Genomic DNA, 10,793 nt, shown 5'->3' on the forward strand with positions numbered 1-10,793 from the left:
GGGTGGGGGTCAGGGGCGCAGGGCCCAGGCGGCGACGGCACCGGCCGCCGCGACGTTGAGCGAGTCCACGCCCCCGGCCATCGGGATGCGCACGACGGTGTCGACGCCCGCGACCGTCCGCCGCGAGAGCCCGTCGCCCTCGGTGCCGAGGACGAGCGCGAGCCGCTCCGGCGGGTCCGCGGCCAGGGCGTCCAGCCCGACAGCGTCGTGCGCCAGCGCCAGCGCCGCGACGTGGAAGCCGAGCGCCCGCAGCGCCTCGATGCCGGCCGGCCACGGGTCCACCCGGGTCCACGGCACCTGGAAGACCGTCCCCATGGAGACCCGGACCGAGCGGCGGTAGAGCGGGTCGGCGCAGCGCGGGGTGACGAGGACCGCGTCCGTCCCCAGCGCCGCGGCGGAGCGGAACACGGCGCCGACGTTCGTGTGGTCGACGACGTCCTCGAGGACGAGCACCCGCCGGGCCCCGTCGAGGACATCGGCCAGGCTCGGCAGCGTCGGGCGGTGCATCGCGGCCAGCGCGCCCCGGTGCAGGTGGAACCCGGTGAGCCGCTCGATGACGTCGTGCTCACCCACGTAGACGGGCACACCGGCGGCCTCGGCGTCGGCGACGACGTCGGCCAGGTCGGTGAGCCAGCGCCGCGCCATGAGGAACGAGCGCGGCCGGTGACCTGCGCCCAGGGCCCGCCGGATGACCTTCTCGGACTCGGCGACGTAGAGGCCGCCCGCGGGCTCCAGCCGCCGGCGCAGCGCGACGTCGGTGAGGCCGACGTAGTCCTCCAGCCGCGGGTCTCGCGGGTCCTGCACGACGGTGGGCACGGTGTCCTCCCTCGGCCTCAGGGGAAGAACACGAGCTTGACGACGGCGACGAGCCCGACGACGACGATGATGGTCCGCAGCACCGGGCTCGGCAGGCGGCGGCCGACGGTCGCCCCCACCATGCCGCCGATCGTCGACCCCACCGCCACGAGCAGCACGACGAGCCAGTCGATGCGGTCCGGCGCGACGACGAGGAAGACGACGGCGGCGACGGCGTTGACGACGGTGGCGAGGACGTTCTTCAGGCCGTTGAGCCGCTGCAGCGACTCCCCCGACAGCGCCCCGAGGATGCCCATGAGGATGATGCCCTGGGCGGCGCCGAAGTACCCGCCGTAGACCCCCGCGCCGAACACCCCGGACTGGATGACGACGCGCTGGTCGGACGCCTCGTCGCCGGCCGCCTCGCGCCGCCGCGTCGTCCAGGCGTTGATGCGGGGACCGGTGACGACGAGGACGAGCCCGACGACGATGAGCGCCGGCACGATGGCCCGGAACAGGTCGGGGTCGAGCACGAGCAGCAGCACCGCCCCGAGCGCGCCGCCGAGCAGCGACATCGGCACGTAGCGCCGCAGGTCGGCGCCCATCCCCCGCAGCTCGCGGCGGTAGCCGATGGAGCCGGTGAGGCTGCCCGGCACGAGCCCGAGGTTGTTCGACACGTTGGCCGTGATCGGCGGCACGCCGAGCAGCAGCAGGGTCGGGAAGGTGATGAGGGTGCCCGAGCCGACGATGGTGTTGATGGTCCCGGCACCGATGCCGGCGAGCACGACGAGCAGTGCATCGAAGGCGGACACCGGGCCACCCTAGGGGGCGCCGGCCGGGGAGCGGCGGGCGGCCTCAGGCGGTCTGCGTGCAGGGGCGCGCCTGCTCCGGGCTCCCGGCCGTCTCCGCGGGCCCGTCCGCCGCCACGGCCTCGTCCTCCGGCACGGCGTCGTCCGCCGGCGCGGGCGGGCGCACGAGCAGGTCCGCGCCCAGGGCCGTGGCGGCGAGCACCCCGACGACCGTCGCGTAACCGAGCGCGGTGGCGTGCAGCCCGACGACCCGGGTCAGCACCCCGGCGGCGAGGGCCGGGACGGAGAACGCGAGGTAGCTCACGGTGAAGACGGCCGACATGAGGCCGGACCGCTCGTGCGGACGGGCCAGGGAGGTGAGCGAGCGCAGGGCGCCGAGGAAGGCCGCCCCGAAGCCCGTGCCGGCGACGACGACCGCGACGACGAGCAGCGCCAGCGACGACAGGACGAGCGCGAGGACGAACGCGGCGACGCCGACGACGAGGGCCCCGAGGCCGCCGCGGGCCAGGAGCGCCGACGATCGGTCGCGCCCGAGGAGGGCCGCCGTCGCGCCGGCGCCGGTGAACAGGGCGATGACGACGCCGGAGACGGCGTGGTTCGTCTCGCCGAGCTGGGTGGCGAGCACCGAGCCGCTCACCGAGAGCATGAGCCCGCCGAGTGACCACGTGGAGAGGAACACCGGTGTCGAGGCGAGGAAGGTGCGCCGGGCGCGGGCCGGGACGGCGATCTCCGGCCGCATCGAGGCCAGGGCCCCGGGCCGCGTCGCGCTCGTCTCCGGCAGGAACCGGACGAGGACGAGGAGGACGACCACGGCGACGCCGAGGACGGCGTAGACGAGCCGTAGCGGGGCCGGGCCGTACTGGGAGAGCACGCCGGCGAGGACGCCGCCGACCGCGAGGCCGGCCATCGGCGCGACGCTGTTGACCAGTGCCCCGCGCTGGGTGCCCTCCGGCTGGAGGTCCAGCAGGTAGGCCCCGAGGACACCGATGGCGCCGCCGGTGGCCAGGCCCTGGACGACCCGCGCCGCGACGAGCCACCCGGCGTCGCTGGCGGCGAGGAAGACGACGAGGCTCGCCAGCTCGAGCGCGAGGGCCGCGGCGAGGACCGGCCGCCGCCCGACGTGGTCGGACAGGCGCCCCACGACGAGCAGCGCCGCGAGCAGCGCGAGCACGTAGACCGCGAAGACGACGGTGAGCGTCGTCGGACCGAACCCGAAAGCCTGCTCGTACGCGGGGTAGAGCGGGCTCGGCGCGCTCGAGGCCGCGAGGAACGTCGCGACCGTCGCGCCGACGACGCCGAAGGCCGCCGGCCGCGCGAGGGAGGAGGACATGGAGGCTCCGTTCGGGAGTGGTCGAACCGTTCGAGCGGGTACAAGCCTCCGCCATCCGCGGCTGTTCCGGAGCAGCCGACCCGTCGGCCGCCACGAGCAGCCCCCGGGTCCTCGACCACCCCGAGCCGGCGGGCTTCGCGTCGTCACCCCGCGGCGCGGCGAGACGTACGCACGCTCCCCCGGTCTCGTGCACTCCGTCCCCTCGCTGACGGCGCGCGGGCCGCATCCCGGACACGGCGACGCCCGGTCACCGACGTGGTGACCGGGCGTCGCGCGTGCTCAGGGCTGCTCGGGAGCCGGCGGCGCGGGCGGCGCCGGGGGCATGCCCTCCGGCGGGTCCGCGGCGGGAGGTGCGGCCTCCGGCGGGGACGCCGGCGGCGGCGACGCGGCGGGCGGGGCCTGCCGCGGCGGGACCGCGTCGGCACCGGGCCGGATCGGCGGCTGGACGCGGGAGGCCGGCTGGGCGTGCTCCTCGGCCTCGCGGCTGGACTGCGCCGCCTCGCCCCGGGCCCGGGCGAGCGCCTCGGCGGGGTCCTCGAGGACGGTGTCCTCGAACGCGTTGGCCATGCCCTCCGCGGGCTCGACGTCGTCGTCGGCGCCGTCGGTGAAGCCGCCACCGCCGTCGCCGCGGCCGAGCATGCCGCCGATGCCCTTGAGGGCGTCGGTGAGCTCGCTGGGGACGATCCACATCTTGTTGGAGTCGCCCCGGGCGATCTGCGGCAGCACCTGGAGGTACTGGTAGGCGAGCAGCTTCTGCGTCGGCTTGCCGCGGTGGATGGCGTCGAAGACCTGCTGGATGGCGCGGGCCTGGCCCTGCGCCTCGAGGATGCGGGCCTGGGCCGAGCCCTCGGCCCGGAGGATCTGGCTCTGCTTCTCGCCCTCGGCGGTGAGGATCTGGCTGGCCTTGATGCCCTCGGCGTTGAGGATGACGGCACGGCGGTCCCGCTCGGCCTTCATCTGCTTCTCCATCGACTCCTGGACCGACTGCGGCGGGTCGATGGCCTTGAGCTCCACCCGGTTGACCCGGATGCCCCACTTGCCGGTGGCCTCGTCGAGGACGCCGCGCAGCTGGCCGTTGATCTGGTCGCGGCTCGTCAGCGTCTGCTCGAGGTCGAGCGAGCCGATGACGTTGCGCAGCGTCGTCACCGTGAGCTGCTCGATGCCCTGGATGAAGTTCGCGATCTCGTAGACGGCCGACTTGGGGTCGATGACCTGGTAGTAGATGACGGTGTCGATGGAGACGACGAGGTTGTCGCTCGTGATGACCGGCTGGGGCGGGAAGGAGACGACCTGCTCGCGCAGGTCGATGTTGGCCCGGACGATGTCGACGAACGGGACGAGGAAGTGGATGCCGCCCTCGAGGGTGCGTGAGTAGCGTCCGAGCCGTTCGATGATGAGGGCGGTCTGCTGCGGGACGATCTTGATCGTCCGGACGAGGACGATGATCGCGAAGACCGCGAGCAGCAGGATGACGATGACGGGACCGAGTCCGTCCATGGTGTACCTCTCCGTGGGCGCCCGGGGGCGCGGTTCAGGTGGTCGGGGGGGTCGGGGGCAGCGGGACGACGATGGCGGTGGCGCCGTGGATGGCGATGACCCGCACCTCGTCCCCGGGGTCGACGGGCGTCCCGCCGTTGGCGAGCCGGGCGGACCAGGTCTCGCCGGCGAGCTTGATGCGGCCGTCGGTCTCGGTGACGGCCTGCAGGACCCAGGCCTCGCGGCCGACGAGACCGGAGGTGCCGATCTTGTGGTCGGTCTCGGTGTCGGTGAAGCGGCGCTTCAGCCAGGGTCGCAGGACGAGGAGCAGGAGCATGGCGGCGACGATGGCCACGACGACCTGGAAGAAGAACGAGGCGCCGAGCGCCGCGGCGATGGCGGCGGCCAGGGCGGCGCCGGCGAGCATGAGGAACACGAAGTCCACAGTGGCAGCCTCGATCGCCGCGAGCACGATCGCGATACCGAGCCAGCCGAGCCAGGCGTTGTCGGTGAGCCAGTCCATGCGGGCCGCCCTTCCTGTCGTCCGTCCGACGCGCGGGGGCGCCGTGGGGTTCCCGTCCTCGTCAGCGCGCCCGCGCGGCGAACCGGTCGCCGCGCCGTTCCAGCTCCAGGGGCATGCCGAAGGTGGCCTCGAGGTTCTCGGCCGTCAGGGTGATCTCCACGGGGCCCTGCGCGACGATCCGCCCACCGCGCAACAGGAGCACGTCGGTGAAGTGCGGGGGGATCTCCTCGACGTGGTGGGTGACGAGGACCAGCGCGGGGGCGGCGAGGTCGGCGGCCAGCGCGCCCAGCCGGCGCACGAGGTCCTCGCGGCCGCCGAGGTCGAGGCCGGCGGCGGGCTCGTCGAGCAGCATGAGCTCGGGGTCGGTCATGAGGGCGCGGGCGATCTGCACCCGCTTGCGCTCCCCCTCCGAGAGCGTCCCGTAGCGCCGGTCGACGAGGTGGCTGGCGCCGAGCGCGTCGAGCAGGTCGACGGCGCGGCCCTCGTCCATCCGGTCGTACTCCTCCCGCCAGCGCCCGACGACGCCGTAGGAGGCGGTGACGACGACGTCGCGGACCTTCTCGCGCGGGGGGATGCGGTCGGCGAGGGCGGCGCTGGACAGGCCGATGCGCGGCCGCAGCTCGAAGACGTCGACGGCCCCGAGGACCTCGCCGAGGATGCCGGCCACACCGGTGGTCGGGTGCATCCGGCCGGCGGCCAGCTGGAGGAGGGTCGTCTTCCCGGCTCCGTTGGGGCCGAGGACGACCCAACGCTGCCCCTCCTCGACCTCCCAGCTCACGTCGTCGAGGATCGTGGTCGTCCCACGCACGACGCCGACCCCTGCGAAGGCCAGCACGTCGCTCATGGCCCCGACCCTAGTTGACGGTGGACGGCCCCGTCCGGCGGGACGCGCGGACCGGTGCGCTCAGTGCTCGCGCATCGGGCCGCCGGGTCGGCCGTGGCGGTCGGCGACGACCTCGGCCATCACCGACAGGGCGATCTCGCCCGCCGACCGGCCGCCGATGGCGAGGCCGGCGGGGACGTGCAGGCGCCCGAGCGCGTCGTCGTCGAGGCCCTCGCCGCGCAGCTGCTCGAGCAGCGCGGCGGACCGGCTGCGGCTGGCCATCATCGCGACGTAGCCGACGCCGTCGGCCAGCGCGCGACGGAGGGTGTCGGACGCCCCCTCGCCGTCGTGGTCGCACACGACGAGCGCGTCGACGTGGCGCAGCCGGGCGGCGAGGTCGTCGTCGACGGCGGAGTCCAGCACCGTCACCTCCCACCCCGTGGCGGCCGCCATCGCCGTCAGGGCGCGGGCGATGTGGTTGTCGAAGACGACGACGAGGTGGCCGAGCGGGCCGACCGGCGCCTCGGCGCCGCTGCCGAGCTCGGGGTCGTGCCGGGCGTCGCTCACGGGCCGAGCACCTCGCGGTAGACCTCCATGGTCCGGTCGCCGATGGTGTCCCAGGAGAAGGACTCGACGGCCCGGGCGCGGCCGGCCTCGCCGTAGCGGGCGGCCCGGTCGAGGTCGGACACGCTGTCGGTGAGGGCGGCGGCGAGGTCGGCGACGAAGCGGTCCTCGTCCACCGGCGTGCCGGTGCCGTCCTGCTTCTGCTCGATCGGCACGAGCCAGCCGGTCTCGCCGTCGACGACGACCTCGGGGATGCCGCCGGTGGCCGTGGCCACGACCGGCAGGCCGCAGGCCATGGCCTCGAGGTTGACGATGCCGAGCGGCTCGTAGACCGAGGGGCAGACGAACACCGAGGACGCCGAGAGGACGGCGGTCACCTTGTCCCGCGGCAGCATCTCGGAGATCCAGACGACGCCGTCGCGCTCGCCGCGCAGGCCGTCGACGAGGCCCTCGACCTCGGTCTTGATCTCCGGGGTGTCCGGCGCGCCGGCCAGCAGGACCAGCTGGACCTCGGGCGGCAGCTCGGCGGCGGCCCGCAGGAGGAAGGGCAGGCCCTTCTGCCGGGTGATGCGGCCGACGAAGACGACGGCGGGCCGGTCGACGTCGATGCCGAGGTCGCGGACGACGTCGGGGGCGTCGTGGCGCTGCCAGAGCTCGGAGTCGATGCCGTTGTGGACGACCTTGACCTTGTCCGGGTCCACCGACGGGTAGGCGCGCAGGATGTCCTCGCGCATGCCGGCGCTCACGGCGATGACGGCGGCCGCGCCCTCGTAGGCGGTCCGCTCGACCCAGGACGAGAGCCGGTAGCCGCCGCCCAGCTGCTCGGCCTTCCACGGCCGCATCGGCTCCAGGCTGTGCGCCGAGAGCACGTGCGGGACGCCCTCGAGCAGCCCCGCGACGTGCCCGGCGAAGTTCGCGTACCAGGTGTGGGAGTGGACGAGGTCCGCCCCGGCGCACTCGGCCGCCATCGTGAGGTCGACCCCGAGCGTGCTCAGCGCCGCGTTCGTGCCCTCGAGCGCGGGCAGGTCCGGGTGGCTCGTCGTGCCCTCCTCGTCCCGCGGTCCGCCGAAGGCGTGCACCCGCACGTCGGTGTCGCCCCGGGCCCGCAGCGCCCGGGTCAGCTCCGCGACGTGCACCCCCGCCCCTCCGTAGATGGACGGCGGGTACTCCTTGGTCAGGATGTCGATGCGCACGGTTTTCACCGTAGTGGTGAACGAGGTCTCGCAGGGAGGCCGTGCACCCCATAGGTTGGAGCCATGGCGTACCGCAGCGGAGGTCCCAAGGTCCTGGCCATCGTCCTCGCAGGTGGGGAGGGCAAGCGGCTCATGCCCCTCACGCGGGACCGGGCCAAGCCCGCGGTCCCCTTCGGCGGCATCTACCGGCTCGTCGACTTCGCGTTGAGCAACGTCGTGAACTCCGGCTACCTCAAGGTCGTCGTCCTCACGCAGTACAAGTCGCACAGCCTGGACCGGCACGTCACGAAGACGTGGCGGATGAGCAACATGCTCGGCAACTACGTCGCCCCGATCCCGGCCCAGCAGCGCATCGGCAAGTCCTGGTACCAGGGCAGCGCGGACGCGATCTTCCAGAGCCTCAACACGATCACCGACGAGAAGCCGGACATCGTCGTCGTCGTCGGCGCCGACCACGTGTACCGGATGGACTTCTCGCAGATGGTCGACCAGCACCTGGCCAGCGGCGCCGGGGTGACGGTGGCGGCCATCCGGCAGCCGAAGGCGACGTCGGACCAGTTCGGCGTCATCGACGTCGAGCCCGAGGACCCGACGAAGATCCGCGCCTTCCTCGAGAAGCCCACCGACCCCGACGGCCTGCCGGACTCCCCCGACGAGATCCTCGCCAGCATGGGCAACTACATCTTCACCGCGGACGCCCTCATGGACGCCGTCACGAAGGACTCGACCCTCGAGGGCAGCAAGCACGACATGGGCGGCGACATCGTCCCGGCCCTCGTCGAGCAGGGCGCCGCGTTCGCCTACGACTTCAAGAACAACGTCGTCCCCGGCGGCACCGAGCGCGACATGGGCTACTGGCGCGACGTGGGGACCATCGACAGCTACTACGAGGCGCACATGGACCTCGTGTCGATCCACCCGGTGTTCAACCTCTACAACTACGACTGGCCGCTCTACACGACCTACGGCTACTACCCGCCGGCGAAGTTCGTCCACGGCGCGCACGGCCGGTTCGGCGAGGCGCTGAACTCGGCCGTCTCCCCCGGTGTCGTCATCTCCGGCGCCCGGGTCAACGGCTCGGTCGTCTCCCCCGACGTGCACGTCCGCAGCTACACCGAGATCGACAACAGCGTCATCCTCGACGGCGTGCAGGTCGGCCGGAACTGCCGCATCGAGAAGGCGATCATCGACAAGAACGTCGTCGTGCCCGACGGCGCCTCCATCGGTGTCGACCGCGAGCACGACCTCGCCCGCGGCTTCTCCGTCACCGACTCGGGCATCGTCGTCGTCGGCAAGGGCCAGGAGATCACCACGTGAGCGACCGCCCCGTCCGGATCGGCGCCCAGCTCCAGCCCCAGCACGCCTCGTACGCCGACATCCGGCGCGCCGTGGCCGGGTTGGAGGAGCTGGGGGTCGACGTGATCTTCAACTGGGACCACTTCTTCCCGCTGTACGGCGAGCCCGACGGCGCCCACTTCGAGTGCTGGACCATGCTCGCCGCCTGGGCCGACGCCACCGAGCGGGTCGAGATCGGCGCCCTGGTCACGTGCAACAGCTACCGCAACCCGCAGCTGCTCGCCGACATGGCTCGCACCGTCGACCACGTGAGCGCCCGCGACGGCGAGGGCCGGCTGATCCTCGGCATCGGCTCGGGCTGGTTCGAGCGCGACTACGACGAGTACGGCTACGAGTTCGGGACCGCCGGCGGACGCTTGAACGCGTTGGACCGGGACCTGCCGCTCGTCGAGGAGCGCTGGGCCAGGCTGAACCCGGCACCCACCCGCAAGATCCCCGTCCTCGTCGGCGGGGGCGGGGAGCGCAAGACGCTGCGGATCGTCGCGCAGCACGCGGACATCTGGCACGGCTTCGGCGAGCCGGAGACCGTCGCCCACAAGCACGCGGTGCTCGACGACTGGTGCGAGAAGGTCGGGCGCGATCCGGCCGAGATCGAGCGCTCGGCCGGTGTCTCGCCCAAGCCCGGGCGACTGCCGGAGGACGTCGACGACTACGCCGCCGGCGCCCAGGGTCTCTACGACGTCGGGACGCGGCTGTTCACCGTCGGCCTCAACGGCCCCGACTACGACCCGGGTCCGGTCCGTGACCTGCTCGCCTGGCGCGACGCGATGCGCGGCTAGCCTGCCGGGCGTGCCCTCCCCCGAGACACTCTCGCTCCCCCCGCAGCCGGACCCGTCCGCCCGCACGCTGCTCGTCGCCCTCACCGGGCGCGACCGGCCGGGTGTGACGAGTGCGGTCTTCGAGGCGGCCTCGACGGTCGGCGCCGACGTGCTGGACGTCGAGCAGGTGGTCGTGCGCGGCCACCTCACGCTGTCGGTGCTCCTCACCCCCGGCCCCGACGAGAACGTCCTCACCGACCGGCTGACCCGCGCCGGCGAGGCGCTCGGGATGACCGTCGACCTTGTCGCCGGTCGCGGCGACAACGCCCGGCGGCGCACCGGGCGTGCGGCCGTCGTCGCCATGGCCTCACCGCTGCGCACCCACCACGTGGCCGCGGTGGCGAACGCCGTCGCCGCACACGGCGCGAACATCGACCGCATCCGGCGCCTCTCGCGCTGGCCGGTCACCACCGTCGAGCTCGACGTGTCCGGCGCCGACGTCCCGCGCCTGCGTCGCGACCTCGGCCTCGTGTCCGCCGAGACCGGTTGCGACATCGCCGTCGCGCCGGCCGGCCTCGCGCGGCGGGGCCAGCGCCTCGTCGTCATGGACGTCGACTCCACGCTCATCCAGGACGAGGTCATCGAGCTCATCGCCGAGCACGCCGGCACCGTCGACGAGGTCGCCGCCGTCACCGAGCGGGCCATGCAGGGCGAGCTGGACTTCGCCGAGAGCCTGCACGCCCGGGTGGCGACGCTGGAGGGGCTGCCCGTCGCGGTGCTCGAGGACGTGCGGGCGTCGGTGCGGCTCACACCCGGCGCCCGCACCCTCGTGCGGACCCTGAAGTCGCTCGGCTTCACCGTGGCCCTGGTCTCCGGCGGGTTCGCCGAGGTCGTCGAGCCCATCGCCGCCGAGCTCGGGGTGGACCACGTCCGCGCCAACCACCTCGAGGTGCGCGACGGCCGGCTCACGGGGCGGGTGGTCGGCGAGGTCGTCGACCGGCCGGGCAAGGCGGCGGCGCTGCGCGAGTTCGCCGCGCTCGAGGGGCTGCCGCTCAGCCGCACCGTCGCCATCGGGGACGGCGCCAACGACCTCGACATGCTCGGCGCCGCCGGGCTCGGCGTCGCCTTCAACGCCAAGCCGGTGGTCCGCGAGCAGGCCGACACCG

The 10,793-nt window shown here is 73.7% G+C and carries 11 protein-coding genes; 3 read left to right on the forward strand and 8 right to left on the reverse strand.

Annotation, left to right across the window (positions count from 1 at the left end; translation table 11 throughout):
• Nucleotides 1–9 precede the first annotated feature (9 nt).
• The 8 genes from EPD83_RS12965 to glgA form a co-directional block, all read right to left on the reverse strand.
• Complete coding sequence (locus EPD83_RS12965) at nt 10–816, reverse strand: TrmH family RNA methyltransferase (RefSeq protein WP_128368244.1); 807 nt, start codon at nt 814–816, stop codon at nt 10–12.
• 17 nt (nt 817–833) lie between these two features.
• Nucleotides 834–1,607, reverse strand: a complete 774-nt coding sequence (locus EPD83_RS12970) for a sulfite exporter TauE/SafE family protein (protein WP_128368243.1) — start codon at nt 1,605–1,607, stop codon at nt 834–836.
• Between the two features lie 43 nt (nt 1,608–1,650).
• Nucleotides 1,651–3,081: an MFS transporter gene (locus EPD83_RS12975; protein ID WP_268951204.1), complete on the reverse strand. Its 1,431-nt coding sequence runs from the start codon at nt 3,079–3,081 to the stop codon at nt 1,651–1,653.
• A gap of 132 nt (nt 3,082–3,213) precedes the next feature.
• Nucleotides 3,214–4,431, reverse strand: a complete 1,218-nt coding sequence (locus tag EPD83_RS12980) for an SPFH domain-containing protein (protein WP_128366347.1) — start codon at nt 4,429–4,431, stop codon at nt 3,214–3,216.
• Nucleotides 4,432–4,465: 34 nt separating this feature from the next.
• Nucleotides 4,466–4,933: an NfeD family protein gene (locus EPD83_RS12985; protein WP_128366348.1), complete on the reverse strand. Its 468-nt coding sequence runs from the start codon at nt 4,931–4,933 to the stop codon at nt 4,466–4,468.
• A gap of 61 nt (nt 4,934–4,994) precedes the next feature.
• Nucleotides 4,995–5,777: an ABC transporter ATP-binding protein gene (locus EPD83_RS12990; protein WP_128366349.1), complete on the reverse strand. Its 783-nt coding sequence runs from the start codon at nt 5,775–5,777 to the stop codon at nt 4,995–4,997.
• Nucleotides 5,778–5,837: 60 nt separating this feature from the next.
• On the reverse strand, nt 5,838–6,323 hold the full coding sequence (locus tag EPD83_RS12995) for an XdhC family protein (RefSeq protein ID WP_128366350.1): 486 nt from the start codon (nt 6,321–6,323) through the stop codon (nt 5,838–5,840).
• Nucleotides 6,320–7,513, reverse strand: a complete 1,194-nt coding sequence (gene glgA / locus EPD83_RS13000; RefSeq protein ID WP_128366351.1) for a glycogen synthase — start codon at nt 7,511–7,513, stop codon at nt 6,320–6,322. Before glgA ends, EPD83_RS12995 begins: the two co-directional genes overlap by 4 nt.
• 63 nt (nt 7,514–7,576) lie before the next feature.
• Between glgA and glgC the strand changes: the two genes are divergently transcribed.
• The 3 genes from glgC to serB all read left to right on the forward strand — a co-directional run.
• Nucleotides 7,577–8,830: a glucose-1-phosphate adenylyltransferase gene (gene glgC / locus EPD83_RS13005; RefSeq protein WP_128366352.1), complete on the forward strand. Its 1,254-nt coding sequence runs from the start codon at nt 7,577–7,579 to the stop codon at nt 8,828–8,830.
• Nucleotides 8,827–9,648, forward strand: a complete 822-nt coding sequence (locus EPD83_RS13010; protein ID WP_128366353.1) for an LLM class F420-dependent oxidoreductase — start codon at nt 8,827–8,829, stop codon at nt 9,646–9,648. The genes glgC and EPD83_RS13010 overlap by 4 nt, the downstream gene beginning before the upstream one ends.
• Before the next feature lie 10 nt (nt 9,649–9,658).
• Nucleotides 9,659–10,793 (forward strand): phosphoserine phosphatase SerB (gene serB, locus EPD83_RS13015; protein WP_165566680.1); only part of this gene is annotated, 1,135 nt, incomplete at its 3' end.

Source organism: Phycicoccus flavus (assembly GCF_004025965.2).
In the GTDB taxonomy this organism is placed as follows: domain Bacteria; phylum Actinomycetota; class Actinomycetes; order Actinomycetales; family Dermatophilaceae; genus Phycicoccus; species Phycicoccus flavus.

Excerpts from the sequence above, each read along its gene's own strand:
- EPD83_RS12980 (WP_128366347.1), bottom strand. The coding sequence starts at position 4,431 with ATGGACGGACTCGGTCCCGTCATCGTCATCCTGCTGCTCGCGGTCTTC.
- EPD83_RS12985 (WP_128366348.1), bottom strand. The coding sequence starts at position 4,933 with ATGGACTGGCTCACCGACAACGCCTGGCTCGGCTGGCTCGGTATCGCG.
- EPD83_RS12990 (WP_128366349.1), bottom strand. The coding sequence starts at position 5,777 with ATGAGCGACGTGCTGGCCTTCGCAGGGGTCGGCGTCGTGCGTGGGACG.
- glgC (WP_128366352.1), top strand. The coding sequence starts at position 7,577 with ATGGCGTACCGCAGCGGAGGTCCCAAGGTCCTGGCCATCGTCCTCGCA.